At 66.5% G+C, this 21,677-nt stretch carries 24 protein-coding genes and 1 pseudogene; 13 read left to right on the plus strand and 12 right to left on the minus strand.

Going from position 1 to position 21,677, the window contains the following annotated elements:
• Window positions 1–375, minus strand: coding sequence for a PH domain-containing protein (locus tag ELQ92_RS00600; RefSeq protein WP_128496978.1), 375 nt, complete (start codon window positions 373–375; stop codon window positions 1–3).
• 220 nt (window positions 376–595) lie between these two features.
• On the opposite strand from ELQ92_RS00600, the gene ELQ92_RS16485 reads away from it, so the two are divergent.
• On the plus strand, window positions 596–1,480 hold the full coding sequence (locus ELQ92_RS16485; RefSeq protein ID WP_243694794.1) for an Ltp family lipoprotein: 885 nt from the start codon (window positions 596–598) through the stop codon (window positions 1,478–1,480).
• A 968-nt stretch (window positions 1,481–2,448) separates the two neighbouring features.
• On the opposite strand, the gene ELQ92_RS00610 is transcribed toward ELQ92_RS16485, so the two are convergent.
• From ELQ92_RS00610 to ELQ92_RS00620, 3 genes are all read right to left on the minus strand, one after another.
• Entirely contained in the window at window positions 2,449–2,814 is a 366-nt protein-coding gene (locus ELQ92_RS00610; RefSeq protein ID WP_128496980.1) for a hypothetical protein, read from the minus strand.
• Between the two features lie 161 nt (window positions 2,815–2,975).
• The gene (locus ELQ92_RS00615; protein ID WP_128496982.1) at window positions 2,976–3,341 is read right to left on the minus strand and encodes a hypothetical protein; all 366 of its coding nucleotides are present in this window, start codon (window positions 3,339–3,341) and stop codon (window positions 2,976–2,978) included.
• 58 nt (window positions 3,342–3,399) lie between these two features.
• On the minus strand, window positions 3,400–4,311 hold the full coding sequence (locus ELQ92_RS00620) for a hypothetical protein (RefSeq protein WP_128496984.1): 912 nt from the start codon (window positions 4,309–4,311) through the stop codon (window positions 3,400–3,402).
• A gap of 318 nt (window positions 4,312–4,629) precedes the next feature.
• Here ELQ92_RS00620 and ELQ92_RS00625 point away from each other — a divergent pair, with 318 nt between their 5' ends.
• Together ELQ92_RS00625 and ELQ92_RS00630 are read left to right on the plus strand one after the other, a co-directional pair.
• On the plus strand, window positions 4,630–4,890 hold the full coding sequence (locus ELQ92_RS00625; protein ID WP_128496986.1) for a hypothetical protein: 261 nt from the start codon (window positions 4,630–4,632) through the stop codon (window positions 4,888–4,890).
• Between the two features lie 68 nt (window positions 4,891–4,958).
• Window positions 4,959–5,222 carry a hypothetical protein gene (locus tag ELQ92_RS00630; RefSeq protein ID WP_128496988.1) on the plus strand — a complete coding sequence of 88 codons (264 nt, stop codon included), beginning with the start codon at window positions 4,959–4,961 and terminating at the stop codon, window positions 5,220–5,222.
• A gap of 579 nt (window positions 5,223–5,801) precedes the next feature.
• Here the strand turns inward: ELQ92_RS00630 and ELQ92_RS00635 are convergent.
• Window positions 5,802–7,028: an ROK family protein gene (locus ELQ92_RS00635; protein WP_128496990.1), complete on the minus strand. Its 1,227-nt coding sequence runs from the start codon at window positions 7,026–7,028 to the stop codon at window positions 5,802–5,804.
• A gap of 259 nt (window positions 7,029–7,287) precedes the next feature.
• On the opposite strand from ELQ92_RS00635, the gene ELQ92_RS00640 reads away from it, so the two are divergent.
• The 5 genes from ELQ92_RS00640 to ELQ92_RS00660 all read left to right on the plus strand — a co-directional run bounded on the left by ELQ92_RS00640 (window position 7,288) and on the right by ELQ92_RS00660 (window position 12,419).
• Window positions 7,288–8,583: an ABC transporter substrate-binding protein gene (locus ELQ92_RS00640; protein ID WP_128496992.1), complete on the plus strand. Its 1,296-nt coding sequence runs from the start codon at window positions 7,288–7,290 to the stop codon at window positions 8,581–8,583.
• Complete coding sequence (locus ELQ92_RS00645; RefSeq protein WP_128496994.1) at window positions 8,583–9,494, plus strand: carbohydrate ABC transporter permease; 912 nt, start codon at window positions 8,583–8,585, stop codon at window positions 9,492–9,494. The genes ELQ92_RS00640 and ELQ92_RS00645 overlap by 1 nt, the downstream gene beginning before the upstream one ends.
• Before the next feature lie 95 nt (window positions 9,495–9,589).
• Window positions 9,590–10,429 carry a carbohydrate ABC transporter permease gene (locus ELQ92_RS00650; RefSeq protein WP_166426718.1) on the plus strand — a complete coding sequence of 280 codons (840 nt, stop codon included), beginning with the start codon at window positions 9,590–9,592 and terminating at the stop codon, window positions 10,427–10,429.
• An 84-nt stretch (window positions 10,430–10,513) separates the two neighbouring features.
• Entirely contained in the window at window positions 10,514–12,187 is a 1,674-nt protein-coding gene (locus ELQ92_RS00655) for a glycoside hydrolase family 13 protein (RefSeq protein ID WP_128496998.1), read from the plus strand.
• 4 nt (window positions 12,188–12,191) lie between these two features.
• Window positions 12,192–12,419, plus strand: coding sequence for a hypothetical protein (locus tag ELQ92_RS00660; RefSeq protein WP_128497000.1), 228 nt, complete (start codon window positions 12,192–12,194; stop codon window positions 12,417–12,419).
• A gap of 102 nt (window positions 12,420–12,521) precedes the next feature.
• Here the strand turns inward: ELQ92_RS00660 and ELQ92_RS16490 are convergent, their stop codons facing one another.
• The 3 genes and pseudogenes from ELQ92_RS16490 to ELQ92_RS00670 form a co-directional block, all read right to left on the minus strand.
• Entirely contained in the window at window positions 12,522–12,692 is a 171-nt protein-coding gene (locus ELQ92_RS16490) for a hypothetical protein (RefSeq protein WP_243694795.1), read from the minus strand.
• A gap of 44 nt (window positions 12,693–12,736) precedes the next feature.
• Window positions 12,737–12,991, minus strand: a pseudogene (locus tag ELQ92_RS16775) (GPP34 family phosphoprotein); the annotation flags it as partial.
• On the minus strand, window positions 12,988–13,788 hold the full coding sequence (locus tag ELQ92_RS00670) for a helix-turn-helix domain-containing protein (RefSeq protein ID WP_128497002.1): 801 nt from the start codon (window positions 13,786–13,788) through the stop codon (window positions 12,988–12,990). The gene ELQ92_RS00670 and the pseudogene ELQ92_RS16775, both read right to left, overlap by 4 nt.
• Window positions 13,789–14,073: 285 nt before the next feature.
• Between ELQ92_RS00670 and ELQ92_RS00675 the strand changes: the two genes are divergently transcribed.
• From ELQ92_RS00675 to ELQ92_RS00685, 3 genes are all read left to right on the plus strand, one after another.
• Window positions 14,074–15,135 (plus strand): extracellular catalytic domain type 1 short-chain-length polyhydroxyalkanoate depolymerase, encoded by a 1,062-nt coding sequence (locus ELQ92_RS00675; RefSeq protein WP_128497004.1) that lies wholly within the window; start codon window positions 14,074–14,076, stop codon window positions 15,133–15,135.
• 97 nt (window positions 15,136–15,232) lie between these two features.
• Window positions 15,233–15,520, plus strand: coding sequence for a hypothetical protein (locus ELQ92_RS00680; RefSeq protein WP_128497006.1), 288 nt, complete (start codon window positions 15,233–15,235; stop codon window positions 15,518–15,520).
• Window positions 15,520–15,726: a hypothetical protein gene (locus ELQ92_RS00685; protein WP_128497008.1), complete on the plus strand. Its 207-nt coding sequence runs from the start codon at window positions 15,520–15,522 to the stop codon at window positions 15,724–15,726. Before ELQ92_RS00680 ends, ELQ92_RS00685 begins: the two co-directional genes overlap by 1 nt.
• A gap of 231 nt (window positions 15,727–15,957) precedes the next feature.
• Here the strand turns inward: ELQ92_RS00685 and ELQ92_RS00690 are convergent, their stop codons facing one another.
• From ELQ92_RS00690 to ELQ92_RS00700, 3 genes are all read right to left on the minus strand, one after another.
• A complete protein-coding gene (locus tag ELQ92_RS00690) occupies window positions 15,958–16,680 on the minus strand; it encodes a CPBP family intramembrane glutamic endopeptidase (RefSeq protein ID WP_128497010.1) in 723 nt (240 codons plus the stop codon).
• 111 nt (window positions 16,681–16,791) lie between these two features.
• Complete coding sequence (locus ELQ92_RS00695) at window positions 16,792–17,694, minus strand: ABC transporter permease (RefSeq protein ID WP_128497012.1); 903 nt, start codon at window positions 17,692–17,694, stop codon at window positions 16,792–16,794.
• Window positions 17,691–18,617 carry an ABC transporter ATP-binding protein gene (locus ELQ92_RS00700; protein ID WP_128497014.1) on the minus strand — a complete coding sequence of 309 codons (927 nt, stop codon included), beginning with the start codon at window positions 18,615–18,617 and terminating at the stop codon, window positions 17,691–17,693. The genes ELQ92_RS00695 and ELQ92_RS00700 overlap by 4 nt, the downstream gene beginning before the upstream one ends.
• Before the next feature lie 699 nt (window positions 18,618–19,316).
• Between ELQ92_RS00700 and ELQ92_RS00705 the strand changes: the two genes are divergently transcribed.
• Together ELQ92_RS00705 and ELQ92_RS00715 are read left to right on the plus strand one after the other, a co-directional pair.
• A complete protein-coding gene (locus ELQ92_RS00705) occupies window positions 19,317–20,027 on the plus strand; it encodes a small multidrug efflux protein (protein WP_128497016.1) in 711 nt (236 codons plus the stop codon).
• A 409-nt stretch (window positions 20,028–20,436) separates the two neighbouring features.
• Window positions 20,437–21,111, plus strand: a complete 675-nt coding sequence (locus ELQ92_RS00715) for a DUF4166 domain-containing protein (RefSeq protein ID WP_128497018.1) — start codon at window positions 20,437–20,439, stop codon at window positions 21,109–21,111.
• A gap of 74 nt (window positions 21,112–21,185) precedes the next feature.
• Here ELQ92_RS00715 and ELQ92_RS00720 read toward each other — a convergent pair whose 3' ends face one another.
• Entirely contained in the window at window positions 21,186–21,668 is a 483-nt protein-coding gene (locus ELQ92_RS00720; RefSeq protein WP_243694796.1) for a pyridoxamine 5'-phosphate oxidase family protein, read from the minus strand.
• Window positions 21,669–21,677 lie beyond the last annotated feature (9 nt).

The raw sequence follows: 21,677 nt of genomic DNA on the forward strand, positions 1-21,677 counted from the left end.
CTACAGAACGTAGTTCGCGATCAGCTGCCCGATGTAGTGGATGTTCGACTTCCCCTTGAACTCAAACCGCACCTTGCCGAGGCCGGAGAAGAAGAGGTCGAGCTCGGCGTCGAGGTCGAAGGTGCCGGCGGTCTCGATGCTGAAGGCCTGGATCTTCGAGTAGGGCAGCGACGTGAAGTCCTTCTTCTTGCCGGTCATGCCCTGCGCGTTCATCGCGATGATGCGCTTGTCCGTGAAGGCCACGAAGTCGCGGACGGTCTTCGCGGCGACGAGCACCCGCTCGTTGGGGACGAGAATCGGCTGGAGCTCGCCGGCCACCTCGGCCGGGTTGATCTCGCCGAGTTTGAAGACGCTGCCAGTGGCGAAGTCGATCATGTGTATTCCTTACGTGCGCCATCGCGCGGTCGGGTGTGGCCGGGGCCGAGTGCAGAGCAAACGCCAGGGAGGTTGAGGTCGCCGTCAGGGAAACGGGCGCTCACCCGACAGTAGGTCTCACGAGCCGAAGAGAATAGGCCGCGTTCGAGGGCCGCGGCCTTGTACCGCCCCACCCCTCCCACTGGGGTATCGCCCTCACAGCTGATTATGAGGAAGCATCATGTTTATGTCCATCCCCCCTCCTGCATCCCCCCAGCCTGGCCCGAACCAGCACTCCAACCCGAACCAGCACTCCAACCCGAACCAGCAGCAGCCGTGGCAGCAGCAGCCCTACCCGCTCACCGCCGCGACCCAGCAGATGCCGCCCCAGATGGGTGGCCCCGCCTGGACGCCACCGCCCGGCCAGGCGAAGAAGCCCGCCACCTTCGCGATCATCGCGCTCGTCGTCGGAATCATCGCGTTCCTCACGGGACTCGTCCCCGTCCTCGGCATCCTCCTCGGTGCCGCTGGTATCGCGCTCGGCATCATCGCGCTCATCAAGAAGCAGTCCAAGGGCATGGCGATAGTCGCAATCGTGTTCAGTGGGCTCGCGTTCATCGCCTCGGGCAGCACCACCGCCGCACTCGGAACCATCGCCGGAAACGCCGACTCGCAGTCGGCACCCGTCCCCATTGAAACCACCGAGCCGACCGAAGCCGCCGAAGAGCCCGCCGAGGTCGTCGAAGAGCCTGCCGTCGTCGAGGAGACCGAGGAACCCGCTGCGCCCGCCCCCGAGCCGGAGCCGGAGGAGCCCTCCGTGCCGGCCGAGTACACGTCCGCTCTGTCGAAGGCAGGCACCTACTCCGACCTCATGTACATGAGCAAGGCCGGCATCTACGACCAGCTCACGAGCGAATACGGTGAGCAGTTCTCCGCGGAAGCCGCGCAGTACGCCATCGACAACGTGAAGGCTGACTGGAACGCGAACGCCCTCGAGAAGGCGAAGAGCTACCAGGACACCATGTCGATGTCGCCCGCCGCCATCTACGACCAGCTCATCAGCGAGTACGGCGAGAAGTTCCTCCCGTCCGAGGCCGACTACGCGATCGCCCACCTCAACGACTAGGTAGGCCCGCCGACGAGCGCTCTCGTTCACGGAGCGCTCGTCGGCATTTGGTACTTCGCCGGACGCCGATATGGCTACTGCACCCGAACAATCGGACACACAATGACTGACTACGTGACGCCTGATGCCGCTGAAAGCTCCGAGCACGCCCACGGTGATGAGACGACAGACCAGGAAGCACCAACCTCGGCTCAGCCAAACCTGGTCGCGCGCGCATTCGGTCGGGCGCTGAATGAAGCTTGGTCCGGCTCCAGTGCTCCGGCTTGATCGTCTTCCCGGATTGGTGCATTAGAACGCCCATGGTGCAAGCACCCGACATTGAAGGGCCGGTTTGCCTATTCGGGGGACCGACCCGGTCCGCACCACGTCTAGTTCAGGCAATCGAGGACACCGATGGGAAGATGCCAGGTCACCCTCGTACTGGGTGAGGCGCCGGCCTGGTCCCTCGCCGTACGCTCGCGAGGCGGCTACGTACGTCGTTGGCGAAGAAGTCGTTTGTATGGCGGGCCAACGCCACCGATTGGATTCCCATGGATGCAAACGATGTACTCCAGGCGGAACTACGTCGCGACGGTATCGACGATCTGCGGCAACTCGGGCCTTCCGAGATCGTCGAACTCGGCCTCCGGTATGCGATCTGGCTGCCCGTTGCCACATATGTTTCGTCTCCATGGCTGGCGCCCTTCGCCGTACGGCGGGTTCGAGTTCGCGCTGATGTGCGCGTATCGGGTCCCCCACGCGACCTTTGGGGCTTTCCCGACGAGAGAGGACGCTTCTCCGACGACAACTCGCTCATCAAGGGGATGATTCGCAGCCAGCACGTCTCCGGGCCACATTCACCGTACGGTGCCGGTAGGTTGCGGAACGGGCTCGTTTGCTGTCACATCTGGCCGAAGACAACATCCGATCGCCTACTTTTCTCATTCGTGCCGAATCTTGTATGGCTGCCTCGCTCACTGGCCAGCTACTCAGATGCCCACTTTGTTCACCAAGACGCACATCTCCTCCACCACGTGCTGCGGGCCGCGGCCCGGTGTCGATTCGGACACCTGAGGACGGCAACTGGCCATGATGATGTCGAGCAAGCCTGGAACAGACTCGCATCCGACTCCGCCCGTCTTGAGTATGCGAGCAGTGAATTCAACGAAGTAGCGGACGGTACTCGCATCAGCACTTCCGCTCATCGGCGGACACACCGTTTCGCTGCTTTCCTCGACGAACTTGCGGCGGGCTCGATACCGGAGAAGCGCTTCAGCCGGCGCTACCATGCTGGACGTGGCCGCGGCATTGACCCGACACTTCCAGCTGTGCAGGACGCTGTCGCCGAAGACCATTTGCGCAGTCTGAGCGTGGAGCTTCGACGGACGATGCACGGCTGAAGCGCAGGCAGGGTGAGCTGCAGGACCAGCAGCTCATCTGACCCCACGGCACAGAATCGGGGCGTTGGTTGCCGACAACAACGCTGCCGGCGACCAACCGCCCTTCCACTGCATCGCTAGACGTGGGCGCGCCCGGAGACCGGCTCGGAGTCCTCGCCTGCAGCCTGCCGGACTGCGCGCTCATGGAGCATCGCGAGCAGGAATCTCCGCCACCACGGCTCATCCGCGAGCAGCGGGCTGCCGCGGAGCTGAACGGCGACCACGATCACGCTCGTGGTGGCAGCGACGACGATGTAGAGCGGCGCGGCGAAGGGAGCATCGTCCACTCGCGTCGATGCAACCGCGAGAAACACGCCCGACACCAGTACGGTCGACGCCCACGCCCGGATAGACCGGCCCCGCACCACGAGACCGACAGCCACCGCGAGTGCGAACGTCAGCACGTAGGCCCCCTCAGGCCGCGAAACGAACTCAGCGATCATGTGAGCCCCTCCCCTGATGTTGACCCTGATGTTGAGACCGGCTCGCTTGCGTCCACGGTCAGCATTTCACGTGGATGATCGCGCCCGGCAGAGGAGCGAGGACGAGGTGCAAGCAGCCCTTCGGCTTGAGCTTGTTGGCCGTCACCGCCTGGGTGAGAAGGTAAGAAGCCCAGATACCGCAGGCGACGATCGGCTTCTTCTTGATGAAGAGGCCACACATCCCCGCAGCCACCGAATAATCCTTGATACTCGCCGTCTCCTTGCGATTGAGAGTCATCCCCCATGCTGCGCTTCTCCACTGCCACGTGGGGTCTGCGACGACGGGATAAACCGTATCGGGACCCGGAACCACGACCTGAAACAGCTGGTCCGCGCGCACCTCGTAGTGAGTGTCTACGGGATCACCGTTCGCGTCCGTCGCCCACGCCGGAGCCACCGGCACGTATGCGCCGTCCACGCCATCACTGACAAAACCCGCCTGGCCCTGAGCATCGATCGTCGCTCGGAAGCCGTCCACCGCATACCCGAATTCGTGCTCACTGCCGACGTCGGCAATCACCGTTTGGATTCGTGTTGCACCATCCTCCAACGTCTGGACGGCAACGCCTCCGTCGCTCTGACCCGCAGCGCCTTCCTCGGCGAAGACGATCGTGCCGTCGGAAGCGAGCTCCCCTTCGTCCACCTCTATACCCGATGGGAGCGATAGAGTCGCCGCCAGCTCCGAGCCGCCGATGGTTGCCAATACCTCGATTCCATCATCGCCGTCGATTGGGACCGTCACCTCCGTCGCACCCACCTCTGCGACGAACGACTCAGCAACCGGAGCAGCTTGCACGGGTTCGGCCTGGTCCGGAGCTGCGTCCGAGACCACGTCAGCGATGTTCTCGATCGCGACCTCTTCCAGCGGTTCCGCCGAGACGGATGTTGCTGAAGATCCAGAAACCAAACTGGACACCAGAATCGCCGCCAACCCGGCTCCCGCTACGGACAACCTTCTCCTGCCCCTCGCCCTGCTTGAACGCATAGCGCCCCCACTCGTTATTGAGATTCCCCGACGGATATCGGGTACGAGAGGATAAACTAGCGGTACCTGATTAGATATGCAGTAGGGCAAACGGAGGACCCCTGAGGGGGGACCATCTTGGAGAGGATCGCGGCCAACGGCGCAAGAAACTGTCACCGACGATGCTCTCGCCGAGCACTCTCCGACGATCGCGGGCCGGACAAGGCTCCTCTCCTAGGTCGATCCGGAACCAGGACCTGGGAGATTCCACACGAAAGGGAAACGGTGAGTACTCAACTCAGCAACCTCCAGAACGACATTGCCAAGCTCGACGAGCCGGGTATCGGTCTCGTGCTGATCGGCCTGGTGCTGTCGGTGGTTCTCCCACCGGTCGGGCTGATCGTGAGCGTGTCGAGCTACCGCACCGCGAGGCGATCCGGCGGCCGCGGCACCGTCGCGTGGTGGGGCATCTGGATCGGCGCGATCTCCACGGCGTTGGTGGCGTTTGCGGTTGTGGCGAGCCTGATCGGCGGTCTCATCGCGTAAAGCTTGCGCTTCCACAAATGCGTGCGAGCGAGGACCGCTCGGTGAAATGCGCTGGCTATCCTTGCGGCATGAACGCGCGTGAGGTTGACGAGAGAGACGGCCAGTGGGAGTCGCAGTCCATCGGCTATCGGGTGATGATCGTGAAGGAAGGCGGCGTTCACTGGATCGCCTACGACATGGAATCGGACTCGCTTTCCACCGTCGAGCAGTGGGCGCGGGACAACAGTGAGCAGGCCGAATACTCGATAGCGGCAAGAGTGGAGGCCGACGGTGGAGTCGGTCTCATTTGGCTGACCCCACCGCCGGAATCGTTCCTTGACGCTAGGACTTGATGAACTGCACGCTCGAGATGTCTGATCCTGACTTCTGCCCGGTTGGGGCAGTTATCTGAACAGTCGAGGCCCTTGGTAGTGGCCTGTGAAGTAGGACCCCTTCTGTCCGAGGCGCGGCGTGTAGAACGTGTTCGTCACATTGTTGACCCGCACACTCTTGGTCTCATCGCTTGATCGCAGCATCGACCACTTGATGCCATTGGCGGTGTCTCCCGCGTATCGAGCGCTGTCCCACATGAGACCACCGCGCACACGAACCGTCACAGACGACGGGTAGGAATCGGATAGCGGCACGTCTATCCGCCGATACCTAGGCGAGAACCCCACCCGAGGCGAACCTAACCCTCATCCCGAGCACTAGATAGTCGTCTTTTCGATGGACCACCGCAGGGGGACCATCATCGATCGGCTGAGCTTTCGATCGGTAGGGCCGACCAACGAGCGGTCGCGGGGTGGAACAATCGGGGCCATTCCAGGCCGTGAGAAATGCCTTCATCACGGGCGCTGAGCTTGTCGAAGCGGGGTGCAGCAGTCGGCGGTCTCAGGTTGGCGCCCCTCGACAGACTCAGGAACCGTTAGTCAGGGAGCGGCGGGCCCCGTCGACATGTCGATCGCGAGCGCATTCCGCCGCACATACTCCATCGCGCTCGCGATCGCGCCCTGGGCGACGATGTCGGCGCCGAGGGTCGAGGCGACGAGTTCCGGTGGGTCCGCGTTCATGTAGGTGGCGAGCGCCGCGGTCGTGAGGTCGAGGAGCGGCGGCATCGACGGGGCGAGGGCGCCGGCGAAGACGATGCGTTCCACGTCGAGCAGTCCCCCGAGTACGGCGCCGATGCGCGCGAGGCGGTCCGCCACCCGGTCGAGCATGTCGAGTGCCACCGGGTCGCCCGCGGCGGCGGCCTCGAAGACCGCGCGGGCCTCGATCTTGTCGACGGGGAGCTCCGCGAGCGGGCTGGTCTCCGGGATCGTCCCGACCGTGCGCTGCTCCCGCGCCCAGTCACGGAGCACCGCGCCGACGCCGAGCGTGGAACCGACACCCTCGACGAGGTCGAGCAGATGCAGCTCGCCCGCCTGGCCGCGACCGCGCACGAGGCGGCCGTCGATCACGTAACCGGCGCCGAAGCGCTCCCCGCTCACGATCGTGATGTACGACTCGAGGCCGACGCCCGCGCCGATCGCGCCTTCGGCGAGCGCGGCGAGGTTCGCGTCGTTGTCCACGATCACCGGGCAGCCGCGACCGGCGACCCGCTCGGCGATCCGAGGGTTCACGCGCTGCCAGAACGGGTCACGCTCCGGCGAGCGCCCCTGCGTGTCCACGGGCGCCGGAATACCGATCGCGAGGCACAGCACGGTCGCCGCACCCGCCGCCGCAAGCGCCTCATCGATCCCCGCATCGATCGCCGCGATCCGTTCGTCGCCGTCCGCCATCGGGTTCACCACGCGCTGGGACCGCGCCACCTCACGCCCCCGCAGGTCGGTGACGACCGCGGTGATGGAGTGCGCGCCCGCGTCGACGCCCACGAGCAGGCCGGCGTCCTCGCGGAGCGCGTACCGCCGCGCGGGCCGGCCTTTGCGGTACTCGGCGCCGGACTGCCGTGAGTCGTCGAGCTCCGCGAGCCACCCGAGCTCGATGAGTTCGTCGCACAACGCGATCGCCGTGGACCGGGCGAGGCCCGTGGCCTCGATCACGTCCGTGGCGGTGAAGGCGGCGACGGACCACGCGGTGTCGAGCACGGCGGCGACGTTCACGGAGCGCGGCCCAGCGCCCACCGCTCTGCCCGTCGTCATCGTCGTCGTCGCACTCATGATCGCCAAGAGTATCCCCGCGCCGCACCCGCCGTGTCCACCCTGCGAACTCCGCTACCCACCCCGCGCACACCCTGCATCCACCGAGCGCCCACCCTCACGCCCCACGGTGACGAACCCTCCGCGTAACCGATCCATCACGACCGGCACACAAGGCTCTTGACCCGGACGTCGTCCGATATAGAGTGGAGACCGAGAGTTGATTCACTCACACTATTTATTGGTGGCCCAATGGAGGACCACCGACGGAAGGACGACGATGTCTAGACGAAAGACGGGGGCTCTGCGCGCCGCCGCCGGAGCGATAGGACTGGCCCTCGTGGGCGCGGTCCTCACCGGATGCTCGAGCGGAGGTGCGGAGACCGTGCACTTCACGTTCAACAAGCGTGAAGCGATCAGCTTCATGGAGCAGACGGTCGCCGACTACAACGCCTCCCAGAGCGACTACCGCGTGGTCATGGACACGTCGGGCGTCGACCCGATCTCGGCGAGCTTCGTCCGCGGCAATCCGCCGGACATCATGCTCGCCAACTACAACCACGAGGTCTCCCGCTTCGTCCAGCGCTGCGTGCTCGAAGACCTCTCCGAGACGGAACCCGCGTCACGCATCCGCGACGACTTCCAGCCGCTGCTCGATCAGTTCGGCACGTGCCCCGGTCGAACGACGGCTCTCCCCTACTCCGTCATGGCCGCCTCGGTCATCTACAACAAGACGATCTTCGAGGAGAACGACCTCGAAGTCCCCAAGACGTGGAGCGAGCTCATCGAGGTCGCTGACACGCTCAAGGCCAACGACATCAACCCGTTCTACGGGACGTTCGCCGACGCGTGGACCGTCAACCAAGGCTGGTTCGACTACTCCGTCGGCGGCGCGATCGACGTCCAGGCCTTCTACGACCAGATGGCGGAGCAGGGCACCGAGGTCGGACCGAACTCCGAGGTGTCCTTCCAGAAGGACTTCCTCGAGCCGATCGAGAAGATGCAGCTGCTCGCGAGCGAGTACACGCAGCCCAACGCGGGAAGCCGCGCCTACGACGTCGGCAACGTCGCCTTCGCCAACGGCGAGGCCACGATGTACATGCAGGGCCCGTGGGCGCTCAGCCAGATCGAGCTGACGAACCCCGACCTCGAGATCGGCACCTTCCCCCTGCCGATGACCGAGGACCCCGCCGACCTCAAGGTCCGCGTCAACATGGACCTCGTCACGATGATCCCCGAGGAGGCGTCGAACAAGGAAGGCGCCTTCGACTTCCTCGACTACCTGTTCACGCCGGAGATCATCCAGGAGTACAACAACTCGCAACTCGGCTTCGTACCGACGGACGACGGCTCGGCCCCGGACGACCCCCGCGTCGAAGGGATGATCCCCTACTACGACGCCGGCGCGGTCTATCAGGGCCCCGGCATCCTCAACCCCCGAGCCATCCCCACCGAGAACTACGCGCAGGCACTCGCTCTCGGCACCGACGCCGAGTCGATGCTGCGCACTATGGACGCCGACTGGGCGCGGATCGCGTTCCGCCAACCGGCCGTCTCGAGCGAGGAAGGCAACTGATGACCGCCACACGGAGCATCGTCACCGGAGGTAGCGCCCAGAAGTCGCGCAGCAACAAGCGCGTCGAACCCATCTACTACCTCTTCCTCTTCCCCGCCGTGGTGCTGTTCACGCTGGCGATCACGGTCCCCGGCATCATCGGCATCTTCTTCAGCTTCACCGACTCCATCGGTATCGGGCAGTGGGAGTTCACCGGGTTCACGAACTACATCGCCGCATTCAGCGACCCGGCGATCCTCACGAGCTTCCTCTTCACGTTCGGCTTCGCGCTCGTGACGGTGATCCTCGTGAACGTGATCGCGTTCCTCCTCGCGGTGGGCCTGACGGCGAAGATCCGCTTCAAGATGGGCCTCCGGGCGATCTTCGTCATCCCCATGGTCGTCTCGGGCATCATCATCGCCTACGTCTTCGCGTTCCTCTTCCAGAACTCGTTGCCGGCCGCCGGTTCGGCGCTCGGCATCCCGTTCCTCGAGACGAGCATCCTCGCGAACCCGGACCTCGCGTGGGTCGGCATCGTGATCGTGACGGCCTGGCAGTCGATCCCCGGAACGCTCCTCATCTACATCGCGGGAATCCTGTCCATTCCCGGCGACGTCTACGAGGCGGCCTCCATCGACGGCGCGAACAAGCGCCAACAGCTCGTGCGGATCACGCTCCCGCTCGTCGCGGGCTACGTCGTCATCAACGTGATCCTGGGCTTCAAGAACTACCTGAACGCCTACGACATCATCATCGGCCTCACGAACGGCGGTCCCGGCACCTCCACACGGAGCATCGCGATGACGATCATCCGGGGCTTCCAGACGGGCGACTACGCCTACCAGATGGCGACGGCGACGCTGTTCTTCATCATCACGATCATCATCGCCGTCCTGCAGCTCTCGGTGACGCGCGGAAGGAGCAACATCTGATGTCCACGATCCCCCTCCCCACAAAGAAGACCCCCTCCGCACCGTCCGCCGCCGGAGACCCCACCTCGACCCGCTCCATCACCACCGGTGGAACGATGCCGACGGCGAAGGGCAGGAAGAGCGGCAGCTGGTCGACGACGATCATCCTGTTCCTCTGCGCCGTGACCGTGCTCCTTCCGCTCTACGTGACCATCTCGATGGCGTTCAAGACCGGCCCGCAGTCGGTCGACGGCAACGCCTTCTCGCTCCCCGCCCCGTTCAGCATCGACGGTTTCGTCGAGGCGTGGCAGCTCACCCGGTTCCCCGTGGGCTTCGCGATGTCGTTCATCGTCACGGCGGGAACGGTGGTCGCGACGATCATCCTCGCGTCGTTCGCGTCCTACGCGATCATCCGCAACTGGGATCACCGGTTGTTCCGCTACTCCTTCTTCTACCTGCTCGGCGCGATGTTCATCCCGTTCCCCGTCGTCGCCCTGCCGCAGATCCAGCTCACCGGACGGTTCGGGCTCGACAACCCACTCGGCGTCATCATCCTCGCGACGATGTTCCAGTTGAGCTTCAGCGTGCTGCTGTTCACGGCGTTCCTCCGCTCCATCCCCATGGAACTCGAGGAGAGCGCACGGATCGACGGTGCGAGCACGTGGCAGACGTTCTGGCGGCTCATCTTCCCGCTGCTCGCCCCGATGAGCGCGACGGTCGGCATCTTCGCGTTCCTCTACGCATGGAACGACTTCATGATGCCGTCGCTCATCATCTCCGACGCGGACATGCAGACGCTGCCGGTGCGGCAGAACCTGTTCCAGTCGCAGTTCAGCAGCAACTACAACGTCGCGTTCGCCTCGTACCTGATGGCGATGGCGCCGGCGATCATCGCCTACCTGTTCGCGCAGCGCTGGGTGATGGAGGGCGTCACCCAGGGCGCGCTCAAGGGCTGATCGGCACCACGATTCGGCGGCCGTCGCGGTTTCCGCGGCGGCCGTCACCACGACCTCACCGAACCAGAGAAAGGGTTCCTCTCCATGACCGATGTGCTTCTCAGTGAGTCACGCCGCACCGACCCCGCCACGTGGTGGCGTCAGGCCGCGGTCTACCAGATCTACCCGCGGAGCTTCGCGGACGCGAACGGAGACGGCCTCGGCGACATCCCGGGCGTCGTCTCGCGCGCCGACTACCTCGCGGAACTCGGCATCGACGCGGTGTGGCTGAGCCCGTTCTACCCCTCCGCGCTGGCCGACGGCGGATACGACGTGGCGGACTACCGGAACGTCGACCCGCGGCTCGGAACGCTCGAGGACTTCGACCGGATGATCGCAGCCCTGCACGAGCGGGGCATCCGCGTGATCGTCGACATCGTCCCCAACCACAGCTCGAACCTGCACCCCTGGTTCCAGGAGGCCCTCGCCGCCGGCCGCGGCTCGGCGGAGCGCGAGCGGTACATCTTCCGCGAGGGCACGGGCGAGAACGGCGAGCAGCCACCCAGCGATTGGGGCGCGGCGTTCGGCGGCTCCGCGTGGGAACGCGTCGAGGACGGCCAGTGGTACCTCCACAGCTTCGCGACGGAACAGCCCGACTTCAACTGGGACCACCCCGACGTGCGCGCCGACTTCCTCAGGACCCTGCGGTTCTGGTCGGACCGGGGCGTCGACGGCTTCCGCATCGACGTCGCCCACATGCTCACGAAGGACCTCACGGAGCCGCTCCCGAGCCGCGCGGAGCTCGAGGGTCTGCCGCACGACGGCAACCACCCGCTGAGCGACCGCGACGACGTGCACGAGATCTACGCCGAGTGGCGTCGCGTCTTCAACGAGTACGACCCGCCCCGCACCGGGGTCGCCGAAGCGTGGGTGAGCACGCCCGAGCGGCGCGCCCGGTACGCCTCGGCCGAGGGCCTCGGGCAGGCGTTCAACTTCGACCTGCTCGTCGCCGATTTCGACGCCGCGCAGTTCCGCACGATCATCGCCGACAACCTCGCGCAGTCGGCGGCGTCGGGATCGTCGACCACGTGGGTGCTGTCGAACCACGACGTCACCCGCCATGCGACCCGCTACGGACTGCCGGCTCTCGAGGGGCGACCGGTCAAGCAGGGCGTCGAGTGGATCAAGGCGGGCGGACCGGAGGACTGGATCGACCGCGAGCAAGGCCTCCGCCGGGCCCGCGCGGCGACCCTGCTGCTCCTCGGCCTGCCCGGAAGCGCCTATCTCTATCAGGGCGAGGAGCTCGGGCTGCAGGAGGTCGCGGACATCCCCGCCGACCGCAGGCAGGACCCGGCGTTCTTCCGCGGCGGCGAATTCGACGGCTTCGGTCGCGACGGTTGCCGCGTGCCGCTGCCGTGGACGGCCGCGGGCCCGTCGTTCGGTTTCGGTGAAGCCGAGGCGCACTTGCCGCAGCCGGCGTCGTTCGCGAAGTACGCCGTCGACGTCGAGGCCGCCGATCCCGATTCGACGCTGTCGCTCTACCGCGAGGCGCTCCGGCTCCGCCGCGTGCTTCAGACGGACGAGCAGCTCGAGTGGACCGAGACGGGCCGCGCCGACGTCCTGAGCTTCGTCCGTCCGAACGGCTGGCGCGTCGTGACGAACTTCGGCACGGCCCCGTTTGACCTCGGCGCGGACGCCTCCCGCATCGTCCTCGGCCCGGTCGACGCGGGCTCTCTCCCCGCCGAGTCCACCGTCTGGATCGCCCCCGCCGGTCGCTGAACGAGTGGTTCGTCGTGGGCTTCTCGCCGCGCAAGACGGCCCTCACGATCTACGGATCCACGACGGCTACGGCCCCGAGAATCCGCTCCTCGCCGACCTCGGCCCGCACACCACGGGCGTCGGCTGCGTCTACGTCAAACGCCTCGCCGCGCTCGATCTCGCCGTTCTCGAAAGCCTCGTCCGCAACGCGTGGGCCTCCGCGCCGCCCGCCACCGATCCCCACCAGTTATAGCGTTTGCGCGGATATGAGGCGGTAGACCGCCGCGCATCGGCGCAAACGCACTACTTCACGGGGGTCCGGGGCCGGGCGGGCGGGCCGCGGGACGGCGGCCCGCTACGTGCGGGGGAGGATCGTCGCCGCGATCACGGCGTTCCCGATGATCGCCGCCATCGTGCGTGTCACCGCGTCGGCCGCCGCGGCCGCGACCCAGTCGCCGCGTTCAAGCGCCTTGCTGCGCATGTAGAGGTCGCCGCTCCACGGGATCGCAGCGAGCACCGCCTGCACCCCGCGTGGCTTCTCCGAGATGTAAACCCACGCCGGGCGAGGAGTTCATCCGCGACGGCCTCGTCGTCGAGGGCGTGGACGCGGCGCGAGAGCACACCGTCCTGCCGTACCTCCACGCGTTCCGCGAGCGCGAGATCGCCGAGCACCGCGCCGCCGAGCACGAAGAACAGGACGCTCTCGCCCGCGATGCTCCCCGAGTCCGGCTGGAAGAGCAGGAGCAGCACATCTTCGACGATCAGGCGCTCGCCGAGCGACGAGTCCGAATCGGTCGTGGAACGGGGGTGGGGGTGGGGCGTCATCTGCTCTCTCCCCCGTCAGAGTCGAGCCGATCGTCGGGGTCGATCAGATCGTCGGGGTCCGAGGCGGCCCTCGCCGTCTCGACCTGCTCACGTGCCAGGACACTCGCCCGGGCGATCACGTCGAGTTGAGCCTCGTTGTACAGCTCCCTGAAGGTCTCGACGAAGGTGTCGGACGTGACACGAGGCCCCTTCAAGAGGTGCGCATCCGGTTCGGTCAACCAAGGATGATCGATCACCTGCCGAGCGATTGCCGGAGCGAACATCGCGGCGATCCGCTGCCGGGTCTCATCGTCGGCATCCACGGTGAGCGCCTCGAACTCGGCACTGCCGTCATCGGAATCCGTCTCGACCATCGTCCGGAGATCCTTCATGGCCTCCCGGTCGTACAGTTGCTCGTAGACGAGCATGAGCGATCGTTCGGGCGTCGACAGCCGCTTGGCGACGTCTTCGAAGCCGGGTGGGAGATCGGTCGCCGTGGAGCCTTCGAGGATCGCTCGGATCTCCGCTCGCGCTCGCTGTAACCTCTCGATACTCGCCTCGAGATCCGAGTCGATCGCGAGCAGAGCACCCGCCGGCGAATCACCGCCGGAACCCACGCTCTCGATCTGAGACAGGGGGACGCCGAGGTCACGGAGCCGCCTGATCTGCAGCAGGCGCACAAGGTGCCGGGCACCGTACTGCTTGTAGCCGTTCGACATGCGGTCGGGTTCCTCGAGCAACCCCGATCGGTGATAATGACGCACCGTGTTCACGGTCGTCCCCGCGAGTTCGGCGAGCTCGCTCGTGCTCCAGGGCATCGGTCATCCTCTCCGTCTCACCACGTCCAGGTCTCGGCCGCTGTGCTCAAGCAATTCAAGACCGTATTCCCAGAACAGGGTCAAGGATGAGCCTGCAGCGGAAGGGATCTGCAGAGTTCATCCGAATCCTGACCACCATTCTCCCTACCGACGAGCCGGCATCCCACTCGTTTTCGGTGTGCGCTTGACCGCGTTCCGAGAACACGGCCTTGACTGTGTTCCGAGCACTCGCGCGGACACTACCGATCGGCCGTCCGTGCACCGACACCGGAGGAGCGACAATCGATGGACAACCCCCATGAGCGGCCGAGGGCCGTTATCGAGGAGCGCCGTCGGCGCTGGCCGACCGTCGTGGCCGGGATGATCGCGCTGGTGCTGCTGACGATCGCCGCTGGGACCGCGCTGTTCCAACTCGGGCTACCGAACACGAGCGGCGACGGCGACACCACCCACGTGTACCACGACGCGGACGGCGATTGGCTGCCGTACCAGGTCCATCTCCCTCCGCAGCACGACGACTCCACGGCGCTGCCGGTGATGCTGGCGCTGCACGGCTGCGGCATGACCGGTTTCGGCTGGAACTCGATGGAGCGCACGACGCAGTTCGACGCCCTCGCCGACCGCGAGGGCGTCATCGTCGTGTATCCGAGCCAACGCCCCTTCGCGAACCCCCTCAACTGCTGGAACTCGGCCGACCCTCGCCATCAGCAGCGCGGAAGCGGCGAACCGGCACTCCTCGCGGGAATCGCCCGTGAGGTCGTCGAGACGTATGGAGCCGACGCATCCCGCGTCCACGTCTCCGGGGCGTCGTCGGGTGCCGGCACCGCTGTCATCCTGGGCGTCACTTACCCGGACGTCTTCGCGACCGTGACGTCGGTCGCGGGTGGAGAGTACGGATTGAACCGTGTCGACCCAGACGATCCCGGCGCGACGCCAGCCGTCGAGACCGCGCGGCAGGCGTGGGCGCAGATGGCCGATCGACAGCGGACCGTTCCTCTTCTCGTGATTCAAGGAGGGAATGACGAGGTCGTACCCGAGATCGTCGGCGATCGTCTCGTCGAGCACTGGAGCGCCGTCTACGACCTCGTCGACGACGGGTCGCTCAACGACAGCTTCGCTCTCACGATCGAGACGTCGGCGACGCCGGCCCAGGACGGCCGCCGGGCGTTCGAGCTCACCCGCTTCACCACTGCCGACGACCGGACCCTCATCGAGTACTACGTCGTTCCGACGATGGATCATGCGTGGCCCGGCCCCACGGGCGAGGGCCAGTACACGGACCGTGCCGGACCGGACGCCTCAGCGCTCGCATGGCACCTCGCCGCGCAGCACTCACTGGCGGACTGAGCCGGGACCCCGCGGCTCGCGGCTCCCGCTCGACCCGGTTCCAGGGACACGGGAATCAATGTGCGGAGGAGTTCAACCACCGAGAGGAAGGCACGCGATGCGCAACGTGATCCGGGACCCGATGACGCACGACCACGAAGACGAACTCGTCCTCTTCCGCGTGGGTCTCAGCGCGGATGGCTGGACGCGCCCAGACCTCTGGCTCCCGCCTCACCGCGCCGAGAGCCTCTCCATTGCGACACCCGCGATGGGTCCGGCTCGTGCGACGGCGGTTGTCCAGGAGCCTCACGGCGGGGGCGGGGGTCGCGAGCGTATGGCCGCCGTCGAGACGAGCGCTCACACCTCGGCTCCGTCATCTCGGCGCAAAGCGGGTGAGGTCCTCTGATGCGTACCCTCCGCACCGTCGGTACAGTCCTCCTCGCGATCGGTTTCGCCCTGCTCGCCATGGCCATCCTCATCCGCGATCCCACGGCGCTCGACGCCAACATCGGCGCAGGCGCACTGTCCCTCGTCGGTATCCCGCTCGGTACGGCCGGCCTCGTCCTCGTCGTCGTGAGCGCCATCGTCCGCCGGTCACGCCGCTCGGACTGAGGACGGATCGGGGGCCGGCCATGTGTCCAGGCGGTCCTCGCCGTCGTCATCAGCCGACGGACGGCCGCTGCGTCTCCACCCGATTCTGTGTCGGGAGACGGCGATCTCGTGCAAAGCGTGCAGGGGTCAGGGAGATCACCCTCCCGGACGGCACCGGTCATCCCGGTTCCGGATGACCACACCGCTTTGCGTCGATGCGATGGGCTCATGACGCGGGTGAGCGACGACGCCTCACGCCGCCCCCGTCACCTGCAGGATGATGACAAGGATCGGCAGCGCCAGGTTGTTCACGGAGTGGACGAGGACCGCCGGCCAGATCGATCCGCTCCGACGCATCACCTCCGCGGCGATGAGGCCGACCACGAACGCGGCCGGCAGGGTCAGGTTGAAGCCGTGGACGAGGGCGAAGATGATCGAGCCACCCACGACGCCGACCCACGGTCCAAGCCGCAGGAGGGCGTTCGTGATGACCCCGCGGAAGAGGAACTCCTCCCCGATGGGTGTGAGGACGGCAAGGAAGAGGAACGTCAGGATGAGGGGCAAGAGCCCGCCACCCGCCGCGTCGTAGTAGGAGCCCTGCGGGTCCTCGAGGGGGCCCATCACGGCGAGGACGGCCGTGTTGACGAGACCCTTGAGAACGAAGGCGACCACTCCGAAAAGGAGTCCGAGGAGAATCCAGCGTCCCGACGCCTTCCGGATGGCGAACGCATGCAGGGGCAGACGTCGGACGAGGAAGGCGGCACCGAAACCAACGAGCCCGGCCACTCCCGACGTCGCCGCCAGGATGAGCCCCCACACGGTCGGATCGGTCGAAAGCGCGTCCTGAACCATGATCAGGAGGAGTGGGACGCTTGCGCCCACAACGACGCCCACCAGCAGTTCCGGCCATCCGGGTCGGACCGGCGAAGGGGCCGATCCGGGGGTTTCGAGCGAGTCGTGCATTCGGTCAGTCATGGGGTCCTCTCAGCGGTGGGTCGTTCGTGGCCGTCGGAAGGGGGGTGCTCGGCTCTCCTCGACGCAGTCGGGGTCACCTGGACAGCGCGGGACGGCCTATCGGGTACACGTTCACGCGTCGCGACGCTTCAGGAGCACGACCGCCGCGGCGAATAACACCACCACCCAGACGACGAGTCCGAGCGCCCCTTGCCACGGTTCGAGCACCAACAGCCCCTCCAGGCGTACCGGGGGTTCACCCGGCGCGGCGAAGTCGGGGTAACCCGGGTGAGCGGTGAGGGCGCGACCCAGATTGATCGGGAACAGCAGAGAGACGTTCCGCAGGACGAGCTGTGGCCCGACACCGGACACGAGGCCGAGGGCGATCGGCGCGACGAGTACGAGACCGAGTGCCAATGCGATGCCACCGGCGATGTTGCGGAGAATGGCGCCGATACCGAATGCGATGAGACCGACCAGCACGACGTAGACGAGGCTGCCGATCACGGCGCGCCAGTAGTGCGGGTCGTCGAGGCGGACGTCGATCCCGTTGCCGGCGAGTATGCCGATCGACATCGGGACGGTGATCGCGAGCGACAGGATGCCGACCAGGAATGTGACGACGGCGAACACCATGGCCTTGGCAAGGAGAACCGGCACGCGCCGAGGCACGGCTGTGAAGGTGGAGCGGATCATCCCGGTGTTGTATTCGCCGGCGATCACGAGCACACCCAGCACGCCCACGACGAGCACGTTGATGTCAGCGCCGAGGATCATGGCGTTCACGGCGGCGGCCTGCATCCCCATCTGCGTGGGCTGCTCATCCCCGAGCCACGCGAAGCTCGTCGAGGACGACATCTGAGTCCCGATGCCGACGGTCATCACGAGCAGGGCAGCGTACATCCACCAGGTCGACCCGATGCTTCGGAGTTTGATCCATTCGGAGCGGATCATCCCCCGCAGGCTGAGGCCGTGACGGATCGCAGCGTCCCCTGCCGGGACCACGGTGGACGGTGTCGGCGTCCCGGCGATCATCGAGTCGCCTCCCGTGGTGTTCCGGCCGAGTGGTATTCGACGTCGTCGCGGGTCAGAGCCATGTACGCCTCCTCGAGGGACGCGGCGTACGGTGTCAGTTCATAGATCACGGCACCGTTCTGCGCGGCGATCTCCGCGATCCGCCGTGAGTCGAGGCCGTTGACGGAGAGAAGGTCGGGCTCGGGGAAGGAGATTCCAGCGCCGTGAGCCTCGAGAGCGGTGGCGAGGAGACCGCCGTCGGGTGTGCGCACCGCGACGGTGGTGCCGCCCGCGTCGGCGAGGATATCGGTGACGGCAGCGTCGGCGATGATGCGGCCGCGGCCGAGTATGACGAGATGATCCGCCGTCTGGGCCATCTCGCTCATGAGGTGCGAGGACAGGAGGACGGTCCGCCCCTCCGCCGCGAGACCGCGAACGAACTGACGCACCCACACGACGCCGTCGGGATCGAGACCGTTCACCGGCTCATCGAGGATGAGGGTCGCCGGGTCGCCGAGAAGTGCCGTCGCGAGACCGAGTCGCTGGCCCATGCCGAGCGAGAACCCTCGAACACGTTTGCGCGCGACGGACTCGAGCCCCGTGAGCCGGATGACCTCGTCGACACGGCGAGCGCCGATGCGGTGAGTCGCGGCCACAGCGAGGAGATGGTTCCGAGCACTGCGACCACCGCTCACGGCGGTGGCGTCGAGGAGCGCACCGACCTCGTGGATCGGCGCCGTGTGCTCCGCGTACGGGCGTCCGTTCACGGTGATGGACCCGGAGGACGGCCGATCGAGACCCACGATCATGCGCATCGTCGTCGACTTGCCGGCGCCGTTCGGACCGAGAAAACCGGTCACCCTGCCGGGCCGTGCCGAGAAAGTGATGCCATCGACGGCGGTTGTGGTGCTGAAGCGTTTGGTGAGTGACTGGGCTTCGATCATCGAAGAGGACTCCATCTCGTCGGCGGTGGCCGCGCCGAGTGAGGACGTTCACCGGCCGCGATCATTCAGTGTTCGTACGAGCAGTCCACACGGTGTTCCCGCAACAGGGTCAAGTCGGGCCGGTCGGATCCTCGTTCTGGCCCTACTCGCCGTCCCCCGTCGCATCCTCAGCCCCGCGCGGCCGGGACGATCCCGTCGCCACGCGGACAGGGATCCGCCCCGCTCCAGGGATGAACCGCGGATGCCCGCCGGCTCGGTCGATCGGCGACCCGTGGAGGGGGTGCGCCGCCTGTACCGTGCCGAGCGCCGACATCACCTCGTCCGGCGTCGGCCGCCCGCCGAGTTCCACCGTCAGCGAGAAGTGCACCGGATTGCGTTCGATGTGGAGATCGCTGATCCTCTCGAAGGTTCCGAGGGGTCGGCCGATACCGCGTACGTGGGCGTCGTGAAGGCGGGGAGTGTCGTGAGGCCGGGTGTCTGTCATCGGGGTCTCGCGTGTTCGCGGGCGGGAGCGTGCGCCTCCGTCGAGGCGACGTGCGCCAGTCGATGCAAGACCATGCCGTCACGTCACGCTCAAGCCCCACCCTTGACCCTGTCGCGAGAACACGGTCTGTACTTCTTCTCAGACGCTCGCGCGGACCCTTGACGGGTCCTGCCGCACGTCGAGGATGGGCGTCGGATCCGAAGGAGAGACAGACCGTGGACAACCCGTACCAATTGCTGCAGAGCACGATCCACCAGGTGCCCGAGCTCCTGCAGCCGGCCATCGTCGCCCTCGCCGGAATGGTGCCCTACATCGAGGGCGAGGGCGCGGCAGCCTTCGGTATCCTCGTGGGCATCCACCCGGTCGTCGCCGCGATGGCGGGGGCCACCGGCAACATCCTCTGCGTCGTCGCCGTGGTCCTCCTCGGTTCGCGGATCCGAGGGGCGTTCGTCTCCCGTCGGGCCGCGCGGGCGGGAGCCACTGCGCCGCGACCGGCGAGCACGCACACTCCGCTGGTGGAAGATCGTCCCGTCGTCGCCGCACCGCTCGACGAGTCCGCGGCCGCCCCGACCTCGACCCTCACATCGACCACCGCGATGACGACCACCACCGACCCCAGGAGCCGTCTCGAGAAGACGGTCGGCCCCGGTCGGACCACCGATAAGCCCGCCGAGAAACAGCGCGAGAAGGCGAGCCGCGGGGCGAAGGGTCGCGCGAAGCTCCGCCGGTGGATGGTGAGGTTCGGCGTTCCGGGCGCCAGCCTCCTCGCGCCGCTCGCACTGCCGACCATGCTCACGGCCGCTTTCTTCGTGAGCTCCGGTGTGCGCAAGGGGTGGGTCATCCTCTGGCAGGTCGTCGCGATCGTCCTGTGGACAACTCTCATCGCCGTCGCCGCCACCGGCGCACTCGCCGCCCTCGGCTGGTGACGACCGCTCCCCTTTCACCCCCGTCAGGTAGAGCATTTGCGCCGTTTCAAGGCGTTAGATGTACTGACCCGGTGCGCAATCGTGTCTTCGGCTTCCTGTTCGGGTACGAAGGCACGTTCACATGCGAATTCCCGGCGGCCACGGACGCGCCCACGCGCCTCAAACCGCGCCGGCACGAGCGCCACACCTGACACGCGGCCGACCCCTGCGACTGGATGACGGCGTGGAGCTTCGACCGGTTGCGCATCTGGGCGGAGACGGGTGTGCAGCCGGAGCGCTGACCCGTGTCGTCGGTGCTCGCGTTCTGGCGACCCCGTCGTCCGCGAGCCGCGCGCTGCCGACGCATCCACCCTGCGCGAGCCGACGCCATGCGCGACAGTCCCGACTCCCTCACTCGCTTGGAGGCGCCATGACGACATCGATGTTCACCGAGGCGATGGGAGCCGACTTCGAGCGGCTCCATCCGATGCTGCAGAAGCGCTTCGGCGTCGGGCTCGAGTCGGGGTACGCATGCGTCGGCCGCGGCACGATGACCCGAATCCGGCGCGGCCCGTGGTGGACGGTACCGTTCCTCCAGATCGGCCGGCTGCGGAACATCCTCGTCGCCGACACCGGGACGGATGTCCCGTTCACGGTCGAGAACTTCCCCTATCGCGACCCGTACGGCCGCGAGACGATCACGTTCGTCCGGGAGTACCGCGTCCGTCCGAGCCGGGCCGCTCGGTTCGACGCGACGATGGTGCTCGATGACGGGCACGTCGTCGACTACCTCGGGACGCACCAGCATCTCGTCGTCGACCTCGATCTCCGGGCCGGATCCGACGGATCGCTCCGCCTCACGTCGGGACCACAGCGCTTCTACGAGGGACCGGTCGGGTTCCGCTTCCCGATGTTCGCAAGCGGATACGCGACGCTCGTCGAATCGTACGACGATGAGGCCGAGTGCTTCCGTGTGCGCCTCGAGGTGCGGAATCGGGTGTTCGGTTTCCTCTTCGGGTACGAAGGCACCTTCACGTGCGAATTCCCGGAGGCGTCGGACGCTCCCGCGCGCCTCAAGCCGCGCCGCCACGAACTCCGCACCTGAGCGTTCGGTCGCTGATCCTGTCGAAGCGGGCCGAGCCTTCGAGCGCAACGCCCTTCGACGAGCTCAGGGGCGGGCTAGAGATCGACCTTCTCGTTGTCGGCGTCGAGCGACTCACCCGTCACCTTCGACTTCACGAAGCTCATGAGCGACGCGACCTTGCCACCGGGGCTGTCCCAGTACTCCGCACTGTCGGCGGAGAACTTGAGCAGCGTCACGTTCGGGTCGGAGGGCCCCTCGGGGAACCACGCCTCGATGGCGCCGTTCCATAGCTCCTCGAGCTTCGCGTGGTCGTCGACGAGCTCGGCGGTTCCGGACAGCGAGACCCATGAGTCGTTCGAGCTCAGCGAGACGCCGACGCTCGGATTGAGGGCGATATGCGTGACGGCCGACGCGTTGCGGCCGATGACGAACCACAGGTCGCCGTCGAACTCGCGCTCCTGAACGGTGAGCGGGTGGGCGACGAGCTTGCCCATCTCGTCGACCGTCGTGAGCATGGCGAACCGGAAGTCCTTCAGGAGTTCGGCGACCTTCGCGGTGCCGTCGGTGGTGTCGGTCACGGTGATCCT

It is taken from the genome of Labedella populi, from assembly GCF_004078655.1.
GTDB lineage: Bacteria > Actinomycetota > Actinomycetes > Actinomycetales > Microbacteriaceae > Labedella > Labedella populi.

What these genes read in the sequence shown, in the direction of transcription:
- ELQ92_RS00600 (WP_128496978.1), bottom strand. Translation starts at nt 375, where the DNA reads ATGATCGACTTCGCCACTGGCAGCGTCTTCAAACTCGGCGAGATCAAC.
- ELQ92_RS16485 (WP_243694794.1), top strand. Translation starts at nt 596, where the DNA reads ATGTTTATGTCCATCCCCCCTCCTGCATCCCCCCAGCCTGGCCCGAAC.
- ELQ92_RS00610 (WP_128496980.1), bottom strand. Translation starts at nt 2,814, where the DNA reads ATGGTCTTCGGCGACAGCGTCCTGCACAGCTGGAAGTGTCGGGTCAAT.
- ELQ92_RS00615 (WP_128496982.1), bottom strand. Translation starts at nt 3,341, where the DNA reads ATGATCGCTGAGTTCGTTTCGCGGCCTGAGGGGGCCTACGTGCTGACG.
- ELQ92_RS00630 (WP_128496988.1), top strand. Translation starts at nt 4,959, where the DNA reads ATGAACGCGCGTGAGGTTGACGAGAGAGACGGCCAGTGGGAGTCGCAG.
- ELQ92_RS00635 (WP_128496990.1), bottom strand. Translation starts at nt 7,028, where the DNA reads ATGAGTGCGACGACGACGATGACGACGGGCAGAGCGGTGGGCGCTGGG.
- ELQ92_RS00640 (WP_128496992.1), top strand. Translation starts at nt 7,288, where the DNA reads ATGTCTAGACGAAAGACGGGGGCTCTGCGCGCCGCCGCCGGAGCGATA.
- ELQ92_RS00645 (WP_128496994.1), top strand. Translation starts at nt 8,583, where the DNA reads ATGACCGCCACACGGAGCATCGTCACCGGAGGTAGCGCCCAGAAGTCG.
- ELQ92_RS00650 (WP_166426718.1), top strand. Translation starts at nt 9,590, where the DNA reads ATGCCGACGGCGAAGGGCAGGAAGAGCGGCAGCTGGTCGACGACGATC.
- ELQ92_RS00655 (WP_128496998.1), top strand. Translation starts at nt 10,514, where the DNA reads ATGACCGATGTGCTTCTCAGTGAGTCACGCCGCACCGACCCCGCCACG.
- ELQ92_RS00670 (WP_128497002.1), bottom strand. Translation starts at nt 13,788, where the DNA reads ATGCCCTGGAGCACGAGCGAGCTCGCCGAACTCGCGGGGACGACCGTG.
- ELQ92_RS00675 (WP_128497004.1), top strand. Translation starts at nt 14,074, where the DNA reads ATGGACAACCCCCATGAGCGGCCGAGGGCCGTTATCGAGGAGCGCCGT.
- ELQ92_RS00680 (WP_128497006.1), top strand. Translation starts at nt 15,233, where the DNA reads ATGCGCAACGTGATCCGGGACCCGATGACGCACGACCACGAAGACGAA.
- ELQ92_RS00685 (WP_128497008.1), top strand. Translation starts at nt 15,520, where the DNA reads ATGCGTACCCTCCGCACCGTCGGTACAGTCCTCCTCGCGATCGGTTTC.
- ELQ92_RS00690 (WP_128497010.1), bottom strand. Translation starts at nt 16,680, where the DNA reads ATGACTGACCGAATGCACGACTCGCTCGAAACCCCCGGATCGGCCCCT.
- ELQ92_RS00695 (WP_128497012.1), bottom strand. Translation starts at nt 17,694, where the DNA reads ATGATCGCCGGGACGCCGACACCGTCCACCGTGGTCCCGGCAGGGGAC.
- ELQ92_RS00700 (WP_128497014.1), bottom strand. Translation starts at nt 18,617, where the DNA reads ATGATCGAAGCCCAGTCACTCACCAAACGCTTCAGCACCACAACCGCC.
- ELQ92_RS00715 (WP_128497018.1), top strand. Translation starts at nt 20,437, where the DNA reads ATGACGACATCGATGTTCACCGAGGCGATGGGAGCCGACTTCGAGCGG.